At 68.1% G+C, this 21,292-nt stretch carries 24 protein-coding genes; 15 read left to right on the top strand and 9 right to left on the bottom strand.

Annotation, left to right across the window (positions count from 1 at the left end; all coding sequences use genetic code 11):
* The 4 genes from FW784_RS05265 to pdhA all read right to left on the bottom strand — a co-directional run.
* On the bottom strand, nt 1–346 hold a 346-nt coding region (locus tag FW784_RS05265), incomplete at its 3' end, for a biotin/lipoyl-containing protein (protein ID WP_328592709.1).
* A gap of 23 nt (nt 347–369) precedes the next feature.
* Nucleotides 370–741, bottom strand: coding sequence for a cupin domain-containing protein (locus tag FW784_RS05260; protein ID WP_149352305.1), 372 nt, complete (start codon nt 739–741; stop codon nt 370–372).
* A 4-nt stretch (nt 742–745) separates the two neighbouring features.
* Nucleotides 746–1,855, bottom strand: coding sequence for an alpha-ketoacid dehydrogenase subunit beta (locus FW784_RS05255; RefSeq protein ID WP_425481589.1), 1,110 nt, complete (start codon nt 1,853–1,855; stop codon nt 746–748).
* Nucleotides 1,747–2,820 (bottom strand): pyruvate dehydrogenase (acetyl-transferring) E1 component subunit alpha, encoded by a 1,074-nt coding sequence (gene pdhA / locus FW784_RS05250; RefSeq protein ID WP_149352303.1) that lies wholly within the window; start codon nt 2,818–2,820, stop codon nt 1,747–1,749. Before pdhA ends, FW784_RS05255 begins: the two co-directional genes overlap by 109 nt.
* Before the next feature lie 216 nt (nt 2,821–3,036).
* Here pdhA and FW784_RS05245 point away from each other — a divergent pair, with 216 nt between their 5' ends.
* Both FW784_RS05245 and FW784_RS05240 read left to right on the top strand, forming a co-directional pair.
* Complete coding sequence (locus FW784_RS05245) at nt 3,037–3,909, top strand: tryptophan 2,3-dioxygenase (protein WP_149352302.1); 873 nt, start codon at nt 3,037–3,039, stop codon at nt 3,907–3,909.
* A 238-nt stretch (nt 3,910–4,147) separates the two neighbouring features.
* Nucleotides 4,148–5,659, top strand: coding sequence for a peptide MFS transporter (locus FW784_RS05240; RefSeq protein ID WP_149352309.1), 1,512 nt, complete (start codon nt 4,148–4,150; stop codon nt 5,657–5,659).
* Between the two features lie 77 nt (nt 5,660–5,736).
* Here the strand turns inward: FW784_RS05240 and FW784_RS05235 are convergent, their stop codons facing one another.
* On the bottom strand, nt 5,737–6,213 hold the full coding sequence (locus tag FW784_RS05235) for a MarR family winged helix-turn-helix transcriptional regulator (protein WP_149352301.1): 477 nt from the start codon (nt 6,211–6,213) through the stop codon (nt 5,737–5,739).
* Nucleotides 6,214–6,333: 120 nt separating this feature from the next.
* Between FW784_RS05235 and hppD the strand changes: the two genes are divergently transcribed.
* The 6 genes from hppD to FW784_RS05205 all read left to right on the top strand — a co-directional run bounded on the left by hppD (nt 6,334) and on the right by FW784_RS05205 (nt 12,646).
* Nucleotides 6,334–7,428 (top strand): 4-hydroxyphenylpyruvate dioxygenase, encoded by a 1,095-nt coding sequence (hppD, locus tag FW784_RS05230; RefSeq protein ID WP_187770685.1) that lies wholly within the window; start codon nt 6,334–6,336, stop codon nt 7,426–7,428.
* Between the two features lie 61 nt (nt 7,429–7,489).
* Nucleotides 7,490–8,806, top strand: a complete 1,317-nt coding sequence (hmgA, locus tag FW784_RS05225; RefSeq protein ID WP_149352300.1) for a homogentisate 1,2-dioxygenase — start codon at nt 7,490–7,492, stop codon at nt 8,804–8,806.
* Nucleotides 8,807–8,867: 61 nt separating this feature from the next.
* Nucleotides 8,868–9,572, top strand: a complete 705-nt coding sequence (locus tag FW784_RS05220) for a lectin (protein WP_149352299.1) — start codon at nt 8,868–8,870, stop codon at nt 9,570–9,572.
* 12 nt (nt 9,573–9,584) lie between these two features.
* On the top strand, nt 9,585–10,538 hold the full coding sequence (locus FW784_RS05215; protein ID WP_149352298.1) for a sodium:calcium antiporter: 954 nt from the start codon (nt 9,585–9,587) through the stop codon (nt 10,536–10,538).
* A gap of 30 nt (nt 10,539–10,568) precedes the next feature.
* A complete protein-coding gene (nhaA, locus tag FW784_RS05210) occupies nt 10,569–11,780 on the top strand; it encodes a Na+/H+ antiporter NhaA (RefSeq protein WP_205123560.1) in 1,212 nt (403 codons plus the stop codon).
* Nucleotides 11,780–12,646, top strand: a complete 867-nt coding sequence (locus FW784_RS05205; RefSeq protein WP_235893581.1) for an NAD-dependent epimerase/dehydratase family protein — start codon at nt 11,780–11,782, stop codon at nt 12,644–12,646. Before nhaA ends, FW784_RS05205 begins: the two co-directional genes overlap by 1 nt.
* On the opposite strand, the gene FW784_RS05200 is transcribed toward FW784_RS05205, so the two are convergent.
* The 3 genes from FW784_RS05200 to FW784_RS05190 form a co-directional block, all read right to left on the bottom strand.
* Nucleotides 12,643–13,551 carry a DMT family transporter gene (locus FW784_RS05200; RefSeq protein WP_149352296.1) on the bottom strand — a complete coding sequence of 303 codons (909 nt, stop codon included), beginning with the start codon at nt 13,549–13,551 and terminating at the stop codon, nt 12,643–12,645. The genes FW784_RS05205 and FW784_RS05200 overlap by 4 nt on opposite strands.
* Nucleotides 13,551–14,027 carry an Mpo1 family 2-hydroxy fatty acid dioxygenase gene (locus tag FW784_RS05195; protein ID WP_149352295.1) on the bottom strand — a complete coding sequence of 159 codons (477 nt, stop codon included), beginning with the start codon at nt 14,025–14,027 and terminating at the stop codon, nt 13,551–13,553. Before FW784_RS05195 ends, FW784_RS05200 begins: the two co-directional genes overlap by 1 nt.
* A 185-nt stretch (nt 14,028–14,212) precedes the next feature.
* A complete protein-coding gene (locus tag FW784_RS05190; protein WP_149352294.1) occupies nt 14,213–15,136 on the bottom strand; it encodes a phosphoribosylaminoimidazolesuccinocarboxamide synthase in 924 nt (307 codons plus the stop codon).
* 111 nt (nt 15,137–15,247) lie between these two features.
* On the opposite strand from FW784_RS05190, the gene FW784_RS05185 reads away from it, so the two are divergent.
* The 3 genes from FW784_RS05185 (at nt 15,248) to trpE (ending at nt 18,028) form a co-directional block, all read left to right on the top strand.
* Nucleotides 15,248–15,589, top strand: coding sequence for a J domain-containing protein (locus tag FW784_RS05185; protein ID WP_149352293.1), 342 nt, complete (start codon nt 15,248–15,250; stop codon nt 15,587–15,589).
* A 9-nt stretch (nt 15,590–15,598) separates the two neighbouring features.
* Complete coding sequence (gene rpe / locus FW784_RS05180) at nt 15,599–16,273, top strand: ribulose-phosphate 3-epimerase (protein WP_149352292.1); 675 nt, start codon at nt 15,599–15,601, stop codon at nt 16,271–16,273.
* Nucleotides 16,274–16,546: 273 nt separating this feature from the next.
* Nucleotides 16,547–18,028, top strand: a complete 1,482-nt coding sequence (gene trpE, locus FW784_RS05175) for an anthranilate synthase component I (protein WP_149352291.1) — start codon at nt 16,547–16,549, stop codon at nt 18,026–18,028.
* A 6-nt stretch (nt 18,029–18,034) separates the two neighbouring features.
* On the opposite strand, the gene FW784_RS05170 is transcribed toward trpE, so the two are convergent.
* Nucleotides 18,035–18,283 (bottom strand): DUF6582 domain-containing protein, encoded by a 249-nt coding sequence (locus FW784_RS05170; protein ID WP_149352290.1) that lies wholly within the window; start codon nt 18,281–18,283, stop codon nt 18,035–18,037.
* A gap of 175 nt (nt 18,284–18,458) precedes the next feature.
* On the opposite strand from FW784_RS05170, the gene FW784_RS14270 reads away from it, so the two are divergent.
* The 4 genes from FW784_RS14270 to FW784_RS05150 form a co-directional block, all read left to right on the top strand.
* Nucleotides 18,459–18,713 carry a hypothetical protein gene (locus FW784_RS14270; protein ID WP_187770684.1) on the top strand — a complete coding sequence of 85 codons (255 nt, stop codon included), beginning with the start codon at nt 18,459–18,461 and terminating at the stop codon, nt 18,711–18,713.
* 187 nt (nt 18,714–18,900) lie between these two features.
* Nucleotides 18,901–19,218: a hypothetical protein gene (locus FW784_RS05160; RefSeq protein WP_149352289.1), complete on the top strand. Its 318-nt coding sequence runs from the start codon at nt 18,901–18,903 to the stop codon at nt 19,216–19,218.
* Nucleotides 19,219–19,312: 94 nt separating this feature from the next.
* On the top strand, nt 19,313–19,987 hold the full coding sequence (locus FW784_RS05155) for a response regulator transcription factor (RefSeq protein ID WP_149352306.1): 675 nt from the start codon (nt 19,313–19,315) through the stop codon (nt 19,985–19,987).
* A gap of 3 nt (nt 19,988–19,990) precedes the next feature.
* Nucleotides 19,991–21,292 (top strand): sensor histidine kinase (locus FW784_RS05150; RefSeq protein ID WP_149352288.1); only part of this gene is annotated, 1,302 nt, incomplete at its 3' end.

Here is a 21,292-nt window from a genome sequence, read left to right as displayed (position 1 = left end):
CCACCGGGGCTTCGCCGCCCGCGCCGTGGCCGTGCGAGATGGACGCCGCGCCGCCGTGGTGGTGGCCGGTGTCCTGGCCTTCGGCGCGCTGCGGCATCGACGGGTCGATTTCGAACGTCGCCAGCATCGTGCCGGTAACGACGACGTCGCCCGCGCCGCCAGCGAGCTTGAGCACCTTGCCGGAGACCGGCGAGGGCACGTCGACGACGGCCTTCGCGGTTTCCATCGACACGAGGTTGTCATCCAGTCGGATCACGTCGCCTTCCTTGACGTACCACTCGACGATGGTCGCGTCCGGCAGGCCTTCGCCGAGGTCGGGGAGAAAGAAGGTCTTCTGCGTGCTCATGCGTTGCTCGTTCCTGAAAGAGTTCAGACCCAGACGTCGTTGGTCGCCGTCAGGTGACTGTGTGCGTCGCCGGTGTTGACCACGCCGCGCGGCTCGATGATGAGCGCGTGGCATTCGCTGGCGGCGCGGGTGATGTGTTCGACGCCGCGCGGAATGACGATCATCTCGCCTTCGCGCAATGTCACTTCGGAGTCACGATAACCGACCCGCAGCTCGCCCTTGAGCACGATGAACGTCTCGTCGGTCTCGTCGTGCGAATGCCACACGAAGTCACCTTCGAGCTTCACGACCTTGAACTGCACGTCGTTCATTTCCGCCACGACGCGAGGCGACCACTGCTCGCCGAACGCGGCGAGCTTGGCCGAGAGGTCGATCGCGTCGCCCTTGGGCGTCATCGCGTCAGCCGGCCGCCATCGCGCGCCTGGCGGCGGTGACGATTCGGTCCACGCTCGGGAGGTACTTCATCTCGAGGCGGAACAGCGGGATGTGCGTGTCGTAGCCGGTGACGCGCTCGACCGGCGCGAGCAGGTCGAACATCGACTCCTCGGCCAGGCGCGCGGCGATCTCGGCACCGAAGCCCGCGGTCTTGGGCGCCTCGTGCACGATCACGCAGCGGCCGGTCTTGGCGACGGACTCGGCGATGGTCGCGAAGTCGAGCGGGCGCAGCGTGGCGACGTCGATCACTTCGCAGTTGATGCCTTCGCCGGCGAGCTTTTCCGCGGCCTCGAGCGTTTCCTTGACCTGCGCGCCCCACGTGACGAGCGTCAGGTCAGTGCCGTCGCGCAGCACGTAGCAGACGTCGAGCGGCAGCGCCTCGCCGTCGTCGGCGACCACTTCCTTGTACTGGCGGTAGATGCGCTTGGGTTCGAAGAAGATCACCGGATCGGGATCGCGGATCGCGGACAGCAGCATGCCGTACGCGCGCTGCGGCGAGGACGGCATCACCACGCGCAGGCCCGGCACGTTGGTGAAGATCGCCTCGTTCGCCTCGGAGTGATGCTCCGGCGCACGGATGCCACCGCCCCACGGCACGCGCAGCACCATCGGGCAGGTGAGGCGACCGCGCGTTCGATAGCGCATGCGTGCGGCGTGGCAGACGATGAAGTCGACCATCGGGTACATGAAGCCGTCGAACTGCGCTTCGGCGACCGGCTTCATGCCCTGCGACGCAAGGCCGACGGTGAGGCCGGCGATCGTCGTCTCATCCAGAGGTGTGTCGATCACGCGCTGCGAACCGAACTGCGCGTGCAGGCCGGCGGTGGCGCGGAACACGCCGCCGTTGACGCCGACGTCCTCGCCGAGCACCAGCACCGACGGGTCGTTGCGCATCTCGTAGGCGAGCGCCTGCGTGATCGCCTCGATCAGCGTGATCGCGGTGGAATCGGGCTTGACCTGCGCGTTCATCGACGATTCTCCAGCGAGATCGCGTACTCGCGCTGGGCGCGCACGTCTTCCGGCATGTCGCCGTAGAGATAGTCGAACATGGCTTCCACGGGCTGCACCGGGCATTCCAGATAAGCGTTGATCTCGACGTCGATGAGCTTGCCGCACTCCTCGATCCAGGCCTTTTCCTGCGCCTCGTCCCAGAGCTTCTGGTCGACGAGGTACTTGCGCAGGCGCAGGAACGGCTCTCGCGTCCAGGCGTCCTTCACTTCCTGCTCGCCGCGGTAGCGGCGCGCGTCGTCCGCGGTGGTGTGGTCGTGCAGGCGGTACGTCATGAACTCGATGACGCTGCCGCCCTGGCCGCTGCGCGCACGCTCGGTGGCGCGGCGCATGGCCTCGAGCACGGCGACCAGGTCATTGCCGTCGACCTGCAGGCAGTACAGGCCGCCAGCCAGGCCCTTCTGCGCGAGCGTCTTGGCGCCGGTCTGCGCCCCGCGCGGCACGCTGATCGCCCAGCCGTTGTTGATCACGCACAGCACCAGCGGCGAGGTGAACGCGCCGGAGGCATTGAGGCCGGCGTAGAAATCGGTCTTCGACGAGCCGCCGTCGCCGCAGCAGGCCACCGCGACGCGCGGCTCGTTGCGCAGCTTGAACGCAAGCGCCGCGCCGGACGCCATCAGGCATTGCGTCGAGATCGGTACGCACCACGGATAGTCGTTCTTCGGGCCTTCGAAATCGTTGCCGCGCTCGTCGCCGCCCCAGTACATCAGGACGTCGCGCGGGCGCACGCCGCGCATGAACTGCGCGCCGTATTCGCGGTAGCTGGGCGCGAACACGTCCTCGGGGCGCATCGCGGCGCCGATGCCGACGTGCGTGGCCTCGTGGCCCAGGCAGGCGGCATACGTGCCGAGCTTGCCGGTGCGCTGCAGCGCGATGGCCTTGGTATCGAACGTGCGCACGTACAGCATCTGCTTGAACAGAGGCAGCAGCAGCGCGGCGTCGCGAAGGGATTCGGGGAACTCCGCGACGGGCACGCCGTCCGGGCCGAGGTACTGCAGGTATTCGATTTCGAAACTTGCCGCGAGCGTCATCCGTCGGTCCGGTGCGTCGTAAAGCGCAAGATTCTACCGGCGCGCTTGTTAAGCGGCATTGCGCGCTGCGGCATCCGTCGACGGGACGGCGTCGGGTGCGGCCGTCGCGCCGGGTCGCACCCGCTGGCGCGGAGGTGGCGCGGTCGGTCGATTGAACTGGCCAGTACCGGCCTGCCGCGCCTGCGCTACGCTTCCGGGTCGCACCGGGAACCCGCGATGACCGTCGAGAACAATGAGCGCCCGCTGGAGAGCGGCGTCCACACCGAACTGGCCGGCCGGCTGACCTATGGCGGTTACCTTCGCCTTGACCGCCTGCTGTCGGCGCAGCAGCCGCTATCGGACCCCCCGCAGCACGACGAACTGCTCTTCATCACCCAGCACCAGGTCAGCGAGCTGTGGATGAAGCTGATGATCCACGAGCTGCACGCGGCGGTCGGCCTGCTGCGGGCCGACGACATCGGCGCCTGCCAGAAGGTGTTCGCGCGGGTGAAGGGAATCCTGCGACAGCTCACCGAGATGTGGTCCGTGCTGGAGACGCTCACGCCGGCCGACTACATGAAGTTCCGCGACATCCTGGGCCCTTCGTCGGGTTTCCAGTCGCTGCAGTACCGCGAGATCGAGTTCCTGCTGGGCAACAAGAACGCCGGGATGCTGAAGGTGTTCGCGCACGACGCCGAGGCGCATGCGCTGCTCGAATCGCTGCTGCACGCGCCCAGCCTCTACGACGAGGCGCTGCGCTACTTCGCGCGGCATGGCCATGCGGTGCCGGCGCGCTGGGTCGAGCGTGACTGGTCGACGACGCACGTCTCCGACCCGGACCTGCTGCCGATGCTGGAGCGCATCTACGAGGACTCGGCAACCCACTGGGCCGCCTACCAGCTGTGCGAGGACCTCGTCGACCTGGAGACGCAGTTCCAGCTCTGGCGCTTCCGCCACATGCGCACGGTGATGCGGATCATCGGCTTCAAGCGCGGCACGGGCGGGTCGTCGGGCGTCGGCTTCCTCAAGCAGGCGCTCGAGCTCTCGTTCTTCCCCGAGCTCTTCGAGGTGCGCACGAGGATCGGGATCGACCAGGGCCAGGCGTACTGAGCGACGCGGCGGTCGATGGCGAGGCCATCCCGGCGGCGGAGGCCATCGGCACGCTGGCGCCTGAGCCGTTCAGGCTGAAGGCTGCTGCATTGCAACACCGCGGAATCGTTTGACGCCTTGCGGCGCGTTCGGACATTCTCGGCCGGTTGCAGGCGTCCGCCGTCCGTGCGGCGACATCCATCGAATGCCTTCCAGGAATCACCGAATGAGTGTGCAAGTACCCGATGCCGCGGAACCGATGGGCCCGCCCCTGCAGTTCGGGGATGGCGGTTCATCCAATCCACCCGAGTTCAAGCAGGTACTGGGTCATCCACGCCCGCTGTGGATGCTCTTCATGTCGGAGTTCTGGGAGCGCTTCGCGTTCTACGGAATCCGCTGGGCGCTGGTGCTCTACATCGTCGCGCAGTTCCATGGGGGCGACGCGACGGGCGAGAAGCCGGCGAGCGAGTTGTACGGCGCCTACCTGGCGCTCGTGTACGCGGGCGCGATCTTCGGCGGATGGGTCGCCGACAAGATGATCGGCTACCAGCGCTCGATCCTGCTGGGCGCCGTGGTGATGGCGCTCGGGCTCTTCATGATCGCCGTGCCGAGCGAACAGGTATTCAAGCTCGGGCTGGCGACCGTGATCGTCGGCAACGGCCTGTTCAAGCCGATCATCTCGACGATGGTGGGCAAGCTGTACCGCCCCGAGGACCAGCGGCGAGATTCGGGTTTTACGATCTTCTACATGGGCATCAACCTCGGCGCGATGATTTCGCCCGTGATCACCCAGTACCTCGCACAGAAGCTGTTCGGCACGGACGCGATGCCGGCTTACAAGATCGTCTTCATCGCTGCCGGCGTGGGCATGATCCTCAGCCTGGTCTGGTTCTGGTTCGGGCGCAGCCAGCTCAAGGGCATCGGCCTGCCCCCGGTCGGAAAGGAGAGCATGGGCCGCACGGCGCTGGTCGCGTTGCTTGGCCTGGTGATCGGCGTTCCGGTTTTCTACTACCTGCTCACCATCGACGCCAAGATCCTGCAGTACGTTCTGATGGCGCTGATCATCCCGCCGATGATCATGCTGCTTCTTGAAGCGATTCGCGAAGGCCGCGTGGCACGGGACAAGGTGATCGCGATGATCATCATCTTCGTGTTCAACGTGCTTTTCTGGACCTTCTTCGAACAGGCCGGCAGCTCGTTCAACTTCCTGGCCGACAAGATCGTCAACCGCCAGTTGGGCGGGTGGACGTTCCCGGTGGCGTGGTTCCAGTCGGTCAACTCGGTGGCGATCATCATCTTCGCGCCGATCATGGCGTGGATCTGGGTGGCGATGGGTCGGACGAATCCGTCGATCCCGCGCAAGTTCGGCCTGGGCCTGATCTTCAACGGCGCCGCGTTCCTGCTGCTGATGTTCGCGCTGACCAAGCTGGTCGACCCGCAGAGCCTGAAGATCCCGTTCTGGACGCTGTTCGTCGTCTACGTGGTCCAGTCGATTGGCGAGCTCTGCCTGTCGCCGATCGGGCTGTCGATGACGACCAAGCTGGCGCCCGCACGGTCGGCAGGCTTCGCGATGGGCTGCTGGTTCCTGTCGATCGCCATCGGCAACAACCTGGCCGGCATCTTCGCCGGCGAGGCGAGCGGCGAGACCGGCATGACGACGGCCTCGGCGCTGCACGCGTACACGACCGGTTTCTGGTTGCTCGCCGGTTCCGGCCTGCTGCTGTTCCTGATCGCGCCGCTGGTTCAGAAGCTGATGCACGGCATCAAGTAACGCTGCACTCGCGACACGGAAAAGGCGGCCTACGGGCCGCCTTTTCTTGTTTCCGGGCCGCTTCCGGGCGGCCCGATTCAGATACCCGGCAGCTGCGACTCGGCCTGCAACTCCAGCTCGTCGAGCCGATCGAGCAAACGGAACAGCGCGTCGCATTCGGCCGGCGCCATGCCGTCGAGCAGGCGTTTCTCGAAGGCGACGGCGAGCGGTGCCACCTGGTCGTAGATGTCGCGGCCGGCGGCGCTCAGGCGCAGCACGGAACGTCGACGGTCGCCGTCGTGGGTGTCGCGTTCGGCCCGCCCGGCCTCGACCAGGCTCGCCACCGCTCGACTGACGGCCACCTTGTCCATCGCCGTGCGCTGCGCGACCTCACCGGCCGACAGGTCCGGATAGCGGCCGAGCACGGCCATTACGCGCCACTCGGTGACGCCGAGGCCGAAGCGCTCGGAGTACATCCGCGCGATCGCGCCGCTCACGCGGTTGCTCAGCACGGACAGCCGATAGGGCAGGAAGTGCTCGAGATCGAGCGTGGCGGCGTCTCGGTTCAGGCTCATGCTGCGTCGCGCCTTGCAAGTAGTTTCATCTGAAACTATAAATCAGGCCGTGCCTGCCGCAAGCGTCCGCCCGGCTTCCAATCCCCCGCCGCACCCGGCGTCGACTTCAGGAGTTCCCCCATGAACGCGCAGCCCAATCTCGGCATGCAGGTCACCACATTCGAAAACCCGTTGGGCATCAACGGGTTCGAGTTCGTCGAATTCGCCGCGCCGGAAGGCAAGGCGGCGCTGCTGCATGATTACTTCCGGCGCCTCGGCTTCACCGCCGTGATGCGCCACCGGTCGCGCGCGATCACCGTGTACCGGCAGGGCGGCGTCAACCTGCTGGTGAACGAGGAGCCGGACAGCTTCGCCGCCGACTTCGCGCGCGCGCACGGCCCGAGCGCCTGCGGGTTCGCGATCCGCTTCCAGAAGCCCGCCGCGCAGGTCTGCGAAGTCGTGCTCGGCAACGGTGGCGAGGCGATCGACCACAAGCCGGAGACCAAGGCCGTCAACGCGCCGGTGGTGAAGGGCATCGGCGACTGCATGCTCTACCTGGTCGACCGCTATGGCAGCAACGGACACATCTACGACGGTGACTACGTCGAGATCGAGGGCGTCGACCAGAATCCGGCGGGCTTCGGGCTCACCTTCATCGACCACCTCACGCACAACCTCTACTTCGGCAACATGCAGAAGTGGTCGGATTACTACGAGCGGCTGTTCAACTTCCGCGAGATCCGCTACTTCGACATCAAGGGGGTCAAGACCGGCCTCGTGTCGAAGGCGATGACCGCCCCGGACGGCATCGTGCGCATCCCGCTCAACGAGTCGAACGACCCGAAGAGCCAGATCAACGAATACCTCGATGCCTACAAGGGCGAGGGCATCCAGCACATCGCCTGCTTCACCGACGACATCTACACGACGGTGGAAGCGATGCGCGCGCAGGGCATCGAGTTCCTCGACACGCCGGATACGTATTTCGACGTCGTGGACCAGCGCATCCCCAACCACCAGGAAGACATCGAGCGCCTGCGCCGCAACAAGATCCTGATCGACGCCGATCCGGACACCAAGAGCCGCAAGCTGCTGCAGATCTTCACCACCAATGCGATCGGGCCGATCTTCTTCGAGATCATCCAGCGCAAGGGCAATGAAGGTTTCGGCGAAGGCAACTTCCAGGCGCTGTTCGAATCGATCGAGCGCGACCAGATGAAGCGCGGCGTGCTGTAACGCACGCGACGATCCGGCCCCTGTCCGCAGGGGCTTTTCGTATCCGCGACAGGAGCCCCGCATGACGATCCACAGCACCGGTTACCAGTCCGGCTTCGGCAACGAGTTCGCCACCGAGGCGCTCGCCGGCACGTTGCCGGTGGGACGCAACTCGCCGCAGCGTGTCGCGCACGGCCTGTACGCCGAGCAGATTTCGGGCACCGCGTTCACCGCGCCGCGTGCGCAGAACCGGCGCAGCTGGCTGTACCGCATCCGGCCGGCGGCGATGCACGGGCAGTTCGTGCGCTACGAAGGTCGTGCCACGACCGCGTTCCACAACGACTTCGACACGGGCCCCGTGAGCCCGGACCAGATGCGCTGGAGCCCGCTGCCGATGCCCGGCGACGACGCGTCCGTCGACTTCCTCGATGGCCTGTACACCATGGCCGGCAACGGCTGCGCCGCGTCGCAGTCGGGCATCGGCGTGCATGTGTATGCCGCCAATCGCGACATGCAGGGCCGCTGGTTCTACGACGCCGACGCCGAGCTGCTGATCGTGCCGCAGCAGGGCCGCCTGCATATCGAAACGGAGCTGGGCGTGCTCGACGTCGAGCCGCAGGAAATCGCAGTGATTCCGCGCGGCATCCGTTTCGCGGTGAAGCTGCCCGACGGCGCCGCGCGCGGTTACGTCTGCGAGAACTTCGGCGCCTTCCTGCGGCTGCCGGACCTGGGCCCGATCGGTTCGAACGGGCTTGCGAACCCGCGCGATTTCCTCGCGCCGAATGCGGCGTTCGAGGACGTCGAGGGCGACTTCGAGCTGGTAGCGAAGTTCCAGGGCCACCTGTGGCGCGCGGACATCGCGCATTCGCCGATCGACGTCGTCGGCTGGCACGGCAACCACGCCGCGTACAAGTACGACCTGCGCCTTTTCAACGCGATCGGTTCGATCTCGTTCGACCATCCCGATCCCTCGATCTTCCTGGTGCTCACCAGCCCGACGGACACGCCGGGCGTCGGCAACATGGATTTCGCGATATTCCCGCCGCGCTGGCTGGTCGCGCAGGACACGTTCCGCCCGCCATGGTTCCACCGCAACATCGCGAGCGAGTTCATGGGCCTGATCCACGGTGTCTACGACGCCAAGGCCGAAGGCTTCGCGCCGGGCGGCTGCTCGCTGCACAACTGCATGACGGGGCACGGGCCGGACGCCGCGACGTTCGCGAAGGCGTCCAGCGCCGACCTGTCCAAGCCCGACGTGATCAGCGACACCATGGCCTTCATGTTCGAAGCCCGCTTGGTGATCCGGCCGACGCGGCAGGCGGTGGATGCCGAGCATCGGCAGCGCGATTACCAGGCGTGCTGGGCCGGGCTGCAGAAACACTTCGACGCCGCCCCGTAAGGCCGCTTCGCGACGGGTTCACGGCGGCCGGCTAGGCTGCCGTCCATCCCGCGGAGTCGCCATGAAGCCCATCGCACTGTTGCCTTTCCTCATCGCGCTGGGTGCCTGCGCGCGAACCGACCCAGCGCCCGGCGGCAATCCAGCAGCGCCTGCGGCAGCCGCGACCGCGGCACCTTCCGCCATCGCCAACGAGGACGCCCCGGTGCGCAAGGACGTAACGGCAGATCCACAGGCCACCGACACGCCGGCCCCGGCCGTCGCGCCGCCGGGCACACGCGGCATCGCAGTCGGTGAACCGCATCCTTCGAGCGCAGTCCGCGTCGACGCGGGGCCGCCCCGCTACGACGGCTACGGCGACCTGCGTTTCGGGATGAGCGTGGCCGAAGCACGCAAGGCCTGGAAAGGGGCGCTCGACGGCGACGACGTGACTTCCGGTTGCGGCTACCTGCACGCGGCAGGCAGCGCGGCGGGCCCGTCGCTGATGTTCGACGGCGGGCGGTTCGTGCGTTACGACATGCGCGGCGCGAACGCAGTCGCGCCGGGTGGGGGTCGCGTCGGGCTGTCGGCCGACGACATCCGTCGTTTGTACGCAGGCCGCGTGACCGAGTCACCGCACAAGTACGTCGAGGGCGGTCGCTACCTGCGCGTGTCCGATCCGGACTCCGGGAATCGCGCCCTGCTGTTCGAAGTGGACGCGCATGGCAAGGTGAGCGCGTGGCGTGCAGGCCGGGCGCCACAGGTCGACTATGTTGAAGGTTGTTCCTGAGGATCCATGCCGATGAATGCGACGCTCTGGTTCCTGCTCAGCCTCGTCCTGCTTGCTATCGGTGGCGACTCAATCGTGAGAGGCATCGCGGGGCTCGGTCGTCGCCTCGGATGGCCGCCGTTCGCGGTCGGCCTGGTTTTGGTCGCGCTCGCGACGTCGATTCCGGAACTGGTGGTCAATTTCTACGCGGTCGCAGCCGGTCAGCCGGATCTCGCGCTTGGCAACGCGGTGGGCAGCAACGTCTTCAATGTAGGCCTCACGCTCGCGCTCGCCGCGGTGATGGCGCCGCTGCTGGTGCGCTGGCGCGCCCTGTCGACGCTGCTGCTGGTGCTGCTCGCGGCCACCGCGCTGGTGATCGTGATGTCGCTGGACGGCCGGCTCTCGGTGCTCGACGGCGCCATCCTGGTGCTCGGCTTCGTCGCGGTGATCGGGTATCGCATCGTTCGAGGCGGTGACGAAACGCCCGAGGTGCGTGCGTCGATCGAGGACTTCTCGCGCACCAGCGATCTGCTCGGACAGAACCTGCTGCGGATCGCGATCGCCGCGGTCTCGCTCGGCGTGGGTGCCTGGCTGCTGGTGCGGCATGCACCGGCGATGGGCCAGGCGCTCGGGTTCACGCCGTTGCTGACCGGCCTGCTGCCGGTGGCGCTGGGCACCGCGCTGCCCGAAGTCGCGGGCGCGATCGGCGCCGCGCGGCGCGGACACGGCGACCTGGTTGCGGGGCACGTGATCGGATCGAGCATGGTCAACATGCTTCTCGTGCTCGGCGGCATGGCGGTCATCGGGCACGGCCTTGCCATACCGGCGTCGTTCGTGCGCTACGAGTTGCCCGCCGCGTTCGTGTTCTCGGCGATGATGCTGCCGATCCTGCGCGGCGATATGCGCGTTTCGCGCAATGAGGGCGTGCTGCTCTTCATCGCGCTTCTGGTGTGGTTGGCGTTCCAGACGCTGCAGTTGCACCGCTGATACGTTTGCACGCGCCGATATACTCGGCGCATGGGAATCCCGCGCCAGCACGACACGCCTCGCGCGATCCGCGCACTGTCGGAGTTCTTCCGTCTGGAAGCCGCCGGCGGCATCGTTCTGATCGGTGCGGCGGTGCTGGCGATGCTTTGCGCGAACTCGCCGCTCGCCGCGGGCTACGCCGCGGTGTGGCGGATGCCGGCGGCGATCCACATCGGCGACCTCGCGATTGCCAAGCCGCTTCTGGCGTGGGTCAACGACGGACTGATGGCGATCTTCTTCCTGCTCGTCGCGCTGGAGATCAAGCGCGAAGCGATCAGCGGGCACCTCGCGCGCCGCGATCAACGGCTGCTGCCACTGGTGTGTGCGTGCGCGGGCGTCGCACTGCCGGCGCTGCTGTTCCTCGCCATCAATCGCGGCGACGCCTCGGCGCTGCGGGGCTGGGCCGTGCCCACCGCCACCGACATCGCGTTCGCGCTCGCCGTCCTGGCGCTGCTCGGAGATCGCGTGCCGGTCGGGATGAAACTGCTGCTGTCCACGATCGCGGTGGTGGACGACCTGATTGCGATCCTGATCATCGCGGTGTTCTACGCGCACGGGATGTCGTTCGTCGCACTCGGCGCGGCCGCGACGACGCTGGGGCTGATGTTCGTGCTGAACCGGCGCGGGGTCACCGCGCTCACCCCTTACCTCCTGCTCGGCACGGTGCTGTGGATCTGCGTGCTGAAGTCCGGGGTGCACGCGACGCTGGCGGGCGTCGCGACCGGCCTGATGATTCCGCATGTCGACCGGAACAACGACATCGACGACGAAATCGAACACTCCGCGCTGGAAACACTCGAGCACGCGCTGCATCCGTGGGTGGCGTACGCGATCCTGCCGCTGTTCGCGTTCGCCAACGCCGGGCTCGACCTGCGCGACATGGGCGTACGTGACCTGACAAGCGTGCTCACGCTGGGAATCGCCCTCGCGCTGGTTGTCGGAAAGCCGTTGGGCATCGTCGGTGCGGCGCTGGGCCTGCGCGCCGCCGGATTGGCGCGGCTGCCCGATGGCATGGACGGGCGATCGCTCCTGGGCCTCGGCCTGCTCTGCGGCATCGGTTTCACCATGAGCCTGTTCATCGGCTCACTCGCATTCAACAACGGCGCGCGCTATGACGAGGCGGTGCTGGGCGTGCTGTCGGCATCGCTCGTATCGGCGCTGCTCGGCTATGCATGGCTGCGCACCGGGCCGGCGCTTCGCTGATGCGGCACGCACTCGTTTTCGGCAGTACCGGACAGATCGGCGAGCCGCTGCTGGTGCGCCTGCGCCACGAGGGTTGGCGCGTGACCGCCGTTTCACGCACGCGGCACCGTGACGAGCCGGGGCTCACCTGGTTGCAGGGCGACTTCGACGCCATGCCGGAGCTGCCGGCCCACGTCGATGCAGTCATCAGTTCCGGCCCGCTCGACGCCTTTTCGCACTGGTACGCGCGCGCGGCGATCGAATCGCCGCGCGTCGTCGCCTTCGGTTCGACGAGCGTGCGGGTGAAGCAGCACTCGATCGATCCCGACGAGCGCGACCTTGCGCAGCGACTGCAGCTTGCCGAAGACCGGGTCGCCACGACTGCGGGCGAACGAGCCGCGGCATACACGCTACTGCGTCCGACGCTCGTCTACGGCGCCGCGCGCGACGCCACGCTCAGCCGCATCGCGCGCACCGCGCATCGGTTGCGCCTGTTTCCGCTGCCGCGCCGCGCCACGGGGCTGCGCCAACCCGTGCATGTCGACGACCTCGCGCGCGCAGCGGTCGACTGCATCGGCACGGATGCCGCGCACGACCGCGCATTCGACCTACCGGGCGGGGAAACGCTCGCCTATCGCGTGATGGTGCGTCGCGTGTTGCGCGTGCTGCAGCCACCCGCACAGCTGATCGAATTGCCGTTGCCGGTCTTCGAACTCGCATTGCGCGTCGCGCAATCGCGCGGCATCGCGACCGGTTTCGGCGACGCGGCCGTCGAGCGCATGCGACGTGACCTCGTTTTCGACGTCGCGCCGGCGCGCGAAGCCTTCGGTTATGCGCCGCGCGCGTTTGCGCCGACGGCGGCGATGTTCCCGCGTCGCGAGGCCTAGATCTCTTCCGGCACCACGACGACCGGCCGCGATTTGGACATCGCGCGCAGCGCGATGATCAGTACGCCGCCGAGCACCATCGCGCCGCCAACGAGCAGCCGCGGGCCCGGCCGGTCGCCCCAGAACACGATGCCGAGCACCACGGCAAGCACCGGCGAAAGCAGCAGCCAGGGCGTCACCTGCGCGACCGGGTGGCGCTTGACCAGCACGTAGAACAGGCCATGCCCGAGCAGCGACGAAATGAATGCCGCGTACGCGGCGCCCGCCCACGCAACCCACGAGGCCTCCGACAGCCGCGCGATGGCGCCGGGCTCGACGAGCGTGCTGATGACCAGCAGCGGCACGACGGCGATCAACGCAATGAAGCCCTGCTGGCTGAACACGTCGAGCCCCTGCAGGCGCTTCATCAGCACGGTGGCGAGCGCGAGGAAGACGGACGAGATGAGCATGGCGACCAGCGCGGCCGGATGCTCGAGCACGACCGGATCGAAGCCGAGCACCAGCACGCCACCGAAGCTCACGGCGATCGCCAACGCGGTGCGCCAGCCAAAGCGTTCGCCCAGCACGACCCAGCCCAGCAGTGCGGTAATCGGCACGTAGCACTGCATGACGATGGCGGGCGACGACAGGTCGCCGGCGAGCTTCAGCGCCGTGAAGCTCAATCCGAAATGCAGCACGCCCAGGCACAGGCCGACGGCGATCAGTCGCGGCCACTGGCCCTTCGCCGGCCGCTTGAGGAATGGCAGCAGCGCAAGCCCGAGGATCGCGAAACGCAGCGCGGTAAACAGGAACGGCGGGATCTCGCGCAGCGCGAGTGCCGAGGTCAGGAAGTTGCCTGCCCAGGCGAGACAGATCAGCAGCACGAGAGCGAGATCACGGCCGCCAAGACCGGGCGCGCGCGCCATCAGTACGAGATGCCGTGCCGGCGATAGAGCTTGGCGAGCACCCAGGCCGGGCCGATCAGCAGGTAGGTGAGGTCGGTGAGGAAGCTGGGCTTGCGACCCTCCAGCTTGTGGCCGACGAACTGCCCGATCCACGCGAGGACGAACACCGCGACGCCGAGCACCAGCAGCCCGCGCGGCCCGAGGGCGCCGTAGAGCCCGCGCGTCGCCAACGCCAGCACCACGAACACCAGCGCCATGCCGAGCCCGAGCGGGCGCGAATGCCGGTAATAGAACAGCGCGGCGAGCAGCATCGCGATGCCCGCGAACACGCCGTCATTGAACAGCGCCGCCGGCGACGGGATCGTCCACAGCAGCGCGATCGCGCTCCAAAGGATCAGAGGCACGCACACAACGTGGATGCGCTGGTTGGCGTCATTGCGATGGTCGTCGCTGTAGTGCGCGAACCAGCGGTCGATCGGGCGTGTGGTGGTGTTCATGGCGGCGCTTCCGATGGCTGGCCGTCATGATGCCGCAGCGCGCCCACGGCGGCGTTGCAGCGGCAGCACGCCCAATGACGCCGCCCAGATGCCTCCAGCGCGTCGCCCTGCTTGGACGGGCCACTCGCCAACGTATCCCGCGGCGATCCGGTCGATGCGCCACGCGGATCGATCGCGCCGCCGCTTCAGTCGACCTGGATTCCCGCCAGCCGCTCCAGCGCCTCGGCGTACTTCGCGCGGGTTCGCTCGATCACCTCCGGCGGCAGCGTCGGGCCGGGCGGCGTCTTGTCCCAGCCGATCGCTTCGAGGTAGTCGCGCACGAACTGCTTGTCGTAGCTCGGTGGGCTGGTGCCGACTTCATACGAATCGGCCGGCCAGTAGCGCGACGAATCGGGCGTCAGCATCTCGTCCATCACGTACAGGCGGCCATCGGCATCGGTGCCGAACTCGAACTTGGTGTCGGCCAGCAGAATGCCGCGCTGCGCCGCGTAGTCGGCGGCGAACGCGTACAGGCGCAGCGTGGCGTCGCGCACGGCTTCGGCGAGCTCGGCGCCGGTGAGGCGCACCGCGGCGTCGAAGTCGATGTTCTCGTCGTGGTCGCCGACCGCGGCCTTGGTCGACGGGGTGAAGATCGGCTCGTCGAGCTTCTCGGCCTGGCGCAGGCCGTCGGGCAGCGCGATGCCGGACACGCGCCCGGTGCGCTGGTAGTCCTTCCAGCCGCTGCCGATCAGGTAGCCGCGGGCGATGCATTCGATCGGCACGGGCTTCAGGCGACGGGTAACCACCGCGCGCTTCGCATACAGCGACGCATCGACGCCGTCCGGCAGCACGCTGGCCACGTCGATGCCGGTGAGGTGGTTGGGCACGATGTGCGCGGTCTTGCCGAACCAGAAATTGCTGATCTGGCAGAGCATCTCGCCCTTGCCCGGGATCGGGTCCGGCAGCACGACGTCGAACGCGGAGAGCCGGTCGGTCGCGACCATCAGCAGGCAGTCGCCGTCGGTGTCGGGCGGCAGGCGGTCGGCCGGCACGTCGAACACGTCGCGGACCTTGCCGCGGTGGCGCAGGTGCAGGCCGGGGAGGTCGGACGTCAGCAGCGAAGGACGCATCGGGACGGTCGCGGGCTCGGCCGCCGGGTGGCGACGGGCCGGGCAGTGTACGCCGGCCACCGCGGCCCTGCAGGTAGACTGCCGCCCTCGATCGGCGGCAGGCCCCCCAGCGTGCGAACCACCCGGTGGTACGGCAAATTGCTGGGCTTCTTCGCCGGTGCCGCGCTGCTGCGCGCGGAGCCGCCGCTGGGCGCGCTGCTGGGCCTGCTGATCGGCCACGCCTTCGACGCGGACTGGTTCCGCCTGCGCGACGATCCGTACCGCATCCTCGGCATCACCGACGAAGCCAACGAGGCCGAGGTGCTGCAGGCCTATCGCCGGCTGATGTCGCAGTACCACCCCGACAAGTTCGCGACCGCCGCGCCCGAGCTGCGACATCGCGCCGAGAAGAAGGCGCGCGAACTCAACGCCGCCTACGACCGCATCCAGGCGCAGCGCAAGCCGCGTCGCTGAGGAACCGCCATGCAATCGACCGTGATCGCCCCGTCCATCCTGTCCGCGAACTTCGCGAAGCTCGGCGAGGAGGTGGACGCCGTGCTCGCCGCCGGCGCCGACTGGGTGCACTTCGACGTGATGGACAACCACTACGTGCCCAACCTCACGATCGGCCCGCTGGTCTGCGAGGCGCTGCGCAAGCACGGCGTCACCGCGCCGATCGACGTGCACCTGATGGTCGAACCGGTGGACCGCATCGTCCCGGACTTCGCCAAGGCCGGCGCGTCGATGATCACGTTCCATCCCGAGGCGAGCCGCCATGTGCATCGCACCGTGCAGCTGATCAGGTCGCTGGGCTGCCAGGCCGGCATCGTGCTCAACCCTGCCACGCCGGTGGACGTGCTCGACTACGTGCTCGCCGACATCGACATGGTATTGCTGATGTCGGTCAATCCCGGCTTTGGCGGGCAGGCGTTCATTCCGTCCGCGCTCGACAAGCTGCGCCGCGTGCGTTCGATGATCGATGCGAGCGGACGCGCGGTGCGGCTTGAGATCGACGGCGGCGTCAAGGCCGACAACATCGCCGAGATCGCCGCCGCGGGCGCCGACACGTTCGTTGCCGGCTCGGCGATCTTCAACGCGCCGGATTACGCCGGCATCATCGCCACGATGAAGGCCGCGGTGGCCGGCACGCGTCGCTGAAAAATGCCGGCGCCCGAAAGCGCCGGCAGGGGAAAGGGAGGCGTCCTGCCTCATCGGTCGTCCCTGCGATGGCCTTTGATGCTCCGCCCGCGCGATGACATCGCGATGACCCGCAGGCGACGGCCGCATGACCGTCGCGCCGCCGCGGCGGGGCCGTTATAGTCCGGCCCATGAACCGTCACGCCGACATGCATCGCCTCGCCACGGGTTGGCGATGGTGGCCCTGAGCCGCCGTCGATCCTTCCGCCCGTCGTTATTCCGAGGAGTGTGCGCGTGACATCGTTCGAGTCGTTCCAGCAGCAGGCCGCTTTGGGCCACACCCTGATCCCCGTCGTTCGCGAGGTGCTGTCCGACCTCGACACGCCGTTGTCGGTCTATCTCAAGCTCGCCGACGGGCCGCATACCTATCTGTTCGAATCGGTCGAGGGCGGCGAGCGGTTCGGTCGCTACTCGATCATCGGCCTGCCGGCCAAGCGTGTGTACGCGTTCGCCGGCCACATGCTGTTCGTGACCGAGGACGGCGAGCTGGTCGAGTCGCGCCAGGTGGAGGATCCGTTCGCGGAAGTCGAGCGCCTGCGTGCCGCGAATTCGGTGCCCGCGCTTCCGAACCTGCCGGTCTTTACCGGCGGCCTGGTCGGCTGGTTCGGCTTCGAATGCATCGACTACATCGAGCCGCGCCTGGCCGCGAGCGGGCGCCATCAGGACGACGAACTCGGCACGCCCGACATCCTGCTGATGCAGAGCGAGGAAGTCGCCGTGTTCGACAACCTCAAGGGCAAGCTCTACCTCATCGTGCATGCGGATCCGAACGAGCCGCGCGCATTTGCGCGCGCGAACCGGCGCCTCGACGAGCTCACCCATCGCCTGCGGCAGGGCGGCCCCGGCTACCCGGAAACGCTGCAGGGCGCGGCGATCGACGAGTCGGATTTCCGTTCGACATTCACCCGCGAGCAGTACCACGACATCGTCCGCCGCGCGCAGGAATACATCCGCGCCGGCGACATCTTCCAGGTGGTGCCGTCGCAGCGCTTGTCGGTACCGTTCAAGGCGCGGCCGGTAGACGTCTACCGTGCACTTCGCGCGCTGAATCCGTCGCCGTACATGTACTTCATCGACGTCGGCGGCATGCAGGTGGTGGGCTCGTCACCGGAGATCCTGGTGCGGCTGCAGGACGGCCAGGTGACCGTGCGACCGATCGCCGGCACGCGGCGCCGCGGCGCCACGCCCGAGGAAGACGCCGCGCTCGAGGCCGAGCTGCTCGCCGACCCGAAGGAGCGCGCCGAACACCTGATGCTGATCGACCTCGGCCGCAACGATGTCGGCCGCGTCAGCGAGCCGGGCACGGTGGAGGTGGGCGAGCAGTTCGTGATCGAGCGCTACAGCCACGTCATGCACATCGTCAGCGAGGTGACGGGCAAGCTGAAGCCGGGGCTCTCCTATGCCGACGTGCTGCGCGCGACGTTCCCCGCCGGCACGGTCAGCGGCGCGCCGAAGATCCGCGCCCTCGAAATCATCCGCGAACTCGAACCGATCCGCCGCAACATCTATTCGGGCGCCGTCGGCTACATCGGCTGGCATGGCGATGCGGACACGGCGATCGCCATCCGCACCGCCGTGATCCAGGACGGCCGCCTGCACGTGCAGGCCGGCGGCGGCGTGGTCTACGACTCCGATCCCGATGCCGAATGGGAAGAGACGATGAATAAGGGCCGCGCGCTGTTCCGCGCCGTCGCCCAGGCCGCACAGGGTCTGTAATCGGTCTTAGTGCGGCTTCTTGCCGAGCTCGCGCCAGTCCTTCTCACCCAGCTCGACGTTGAACCGCTTCGCGGCCGCCCGGATCCGCTGCCAGGCCTCGTCACGTTCGGCGTCGGTCACGCCCTCGACCTGGTCGAAGCGCGCGACGGCGTTGCGCACGTGCTTCGCGTCTTCCAAGGGTTCCTTGCGCTGCTTCGGGAAGGCGTACTGGCGGGCGTCGATCGAATCGCGGTCGTTCTGGTCGAGACGGCTCATGGCAGTTCCTCGGTCGGGCATTCGACTCTCGCCGCGAGCGCCTGAAAGCGGCGTGCAGGAGGCGTGGACGATTCATTGCGGAAGTTTCATGGAGGGGACATCGGCTCGAGAGCCGCCGGGTCGCAGCGTGGGGCTTCGGCGGAATCGGCCGCCGATGTCACCCGGAGTTCTTCCCATGAAGCTTTATCCCAGCCTCCTCGCCGTCGCCCTGACGGCCGCTGCCGGCGTCGCGTTCGCCGCGCCGCAGGCCACCCCGGCCACGCCGGCGACCCCGGCCACGCCGGCCGCCCACACCAGCCATGCGACCCACGCCAAGTCGGCGCACCACCGCAAGCACCACAAGCACCACCGCCACCACGCCAAGCGCGTGATGCACAAGGCCGACAAGGACGCGAAGGCCGACAAAGCCGAAGCACAGTCCAAGAACTGAACCCGGTTCGGTTTGGCAAGAAAACCCCGCTTCGGCGGGGTTTTTCTTGCGCGGGTCTTCTTGCGGCGGCTCATTACCGAACTTTCATCCCACCGCCATGGGCTGGCGAGCCCGCGGGTCGCACCCTGTCATCGCGGCGGAGCCTTCCGCCGGCCACGAACCCTCGTCGTTGAGAAAGGAACCGACCATGAACTTCCGCACCGCCCTGCTCGCCATCGCTGTCACCGCATTCGCTGGCTCGGCCTTCGCCGCCACCGCTCCGGCCAAGGCTGCGTCCGCCAAGCCGGCGCCTGCCAAGACCGCGGCCGCCGCGCCGGCCAAGACCGCGCCCGTTAAGGCCGCCGTCGCTGCGCCTGCCAAGGCGGTTGTCGCCGCTCCCGCCAAGGCAGCGCCTGTGAAGGCCGCCGCCAAGACGGCCGCCGCCGCCAAGCCGGCACCGGCGAAGGCCGTCGCCAAGGCTGCCCCCGCCAAGACGATCAAGAAAGACGAAAAGAAGAAGGGCTGATCCAGCGGTCCCCGCGCCCGAACCCCCGGGCGGATACCCCGCTGGCGCAAGCCGGCGGGGTATCGTTTTTTTCCAACGAGGCAAAATGCACGCCATGCGCATCCTGCTCGTCGAAGACGACCCGCACACCGCCTCGTTCATCGCGAAGGGGTTGCGCGAGGACGGCCACGCCGTGGACCAGGCCGACACCGGCCGCGACGGGCTGTTCATGGCTACCACCGAGCCCTACGACGCCGTCGTACTTGACCGCATGCTGCCCGGTGTCGACGGGCTCGCGCTGCTGAAGACGCTGCGCGGCGCCGGCAACAAGGTGCCGGTACTTCTGCTCACCGCGCTCGGCGACGTCGACCACCGCGTCGAAGGCCTGCGCGCCGGCGCCGACGACTACCTGGTCAAACCGTTCGCCTATTCCGAGCTGAGTGCGCGCCTGGATTCCATCGCACGACGCGGCAGCTCCGGCGGCAGCGAACCGGTGAAGCTGCGCGTCGCCGACCTTCAGCTCGACCTGCTCAGCCGCGAAGCGCGGCGCGGCGACAAGCGCATCGAACTGCAGCCGCGCGAATTCAGGCTGCTCGAATACATGATGAAACAGGCGGGTCGCGTGGTGACGCGCACGATGCTGCTCGAAGCGGTGTGGGACTACCACTTCGATCCGCAGACCAACGTCATCGACGTGCACATCAGCCGGCTGCGGCAGAAGATCGATGCCGGCTTTCCGAAACCGCTGCTGCACACCGTGCGCGGCGCCGGCTACCGGTTGGGCGCGTAACGCATGGCAGCCCTGCGATCGACCAGCGCGCGGCTCGCGGTCGCGGTGAGTCTTTCGTTCTTCGTCGCGTTCCTGCTGCTCGGCATCGCCGTGCGTTTCACCGTGTCGACCATGCTCGACGGCGATACCCGCGACGTGGTGCGCGCGGACGAGGCGGGCCTGGTGGAACTCGCGCGCGACGACGGCCGCGCCGCGCTGATCGAAGAGCTGCGCGCGCGCGTCGAAGACGACGACGGCGCGTCCGTCTACGGCCTGTTCGACGCGCGCGGCCGGCGCGTTGCGGGGCTCGTCGAACATCTGCCCGCGATTCCGGAGCCGCGCGGCTGGCTTGAGTTCGTGCAGTCCGACGACGCCGGCCGCGCACGCGTGATCGCGCACATGCACCGCTTTCCCGACGGCGTGCGCCTGCTCACGGGCCAGCGCACGCGCTCGCAGGACCGCTTCCTCGCGCTGATGCTGCGCACCGCGCTCGCTGCGGCGTTCGTGGCGGCGACGCTCGGTGGGCTCACCGGCTGGCTGACGTCGCGGCGTGTCTCGATACGCCTGCAGGCGCTGGACGACACCGCCGCGCGCGTCGGCGAAGGTGAACTCGGCCTGCGCGCGCCCGTCGACGGCAGCGACGATGCCTTCGATCGCCTGGCGCGGCGCTTCAACGCGATGCTCGATCGCATCGAGGACCTGCTCGGCGCCGTGCGCCACGCCACCGACCACATCGCGCACGACCTGCGCACGCCGCTCACGCGCCTGCGCAATCGCCTCGAGGAAGCCCGCATGCGCGGCGGCGACGACCGGAACCGCTCGCTCGACGCCGCACTTGTGGAAACCGACCAGCTGCTGCTCGCCTTCGGTGCGCTGCTGCGGCTGGCGCGGATCGAAGCACAGGCCGCCGTCGCCGACGAACCGGTGTTCGACCTTGCCGAACTCGTCGCCGACGCGGCGGAGTTGTACATCCCGAGCGCGCTGGAATGCGGGTTGCGTCTCGACGTCGAGACACAGACCGCGCACGTACGCGGCGACCGCGACCAGATGTTCCAGGTGCTGGTGAACCTGCTGGACAACGCGCTCAAGTACGCGCCGGCGGGCAGCCGCGTCGTGCTTGCGCTGTCGGCGGCCGAAGGCCACGCGACGCTGGCGGTCGACGACGAGGGCCCGGGCGTGCCCGACGCGGACCGCGAGCGCATCTTCGATCGCTTCCAGCGCCTGGAGGTCCATCGGGGCTCGCCCGGCATCGGCCTGGGCCTCAGCCTGGTGCGCGCCATCGTGCTGCGCCACGGCGGCCACGTGCGGCTGTTCGACCGCCAGCCA

This window comes from Cognatilysobacter lacus, from assembly GCF_008274655.1.
Taxonomy (GTDB): domain Bacteria; phylum Pseudomonadota; class Gammaproteobacteria; order Xanthomonadales; family Xanthomonadaceae; genus Cognatilysobacter; species Cognatilysobacter lacus.
The sequence above is the reverse complement of the archived record's forward strand: the minus strand, read 5'-3'. Positions and strand labels throughout refer to the sequence as shown.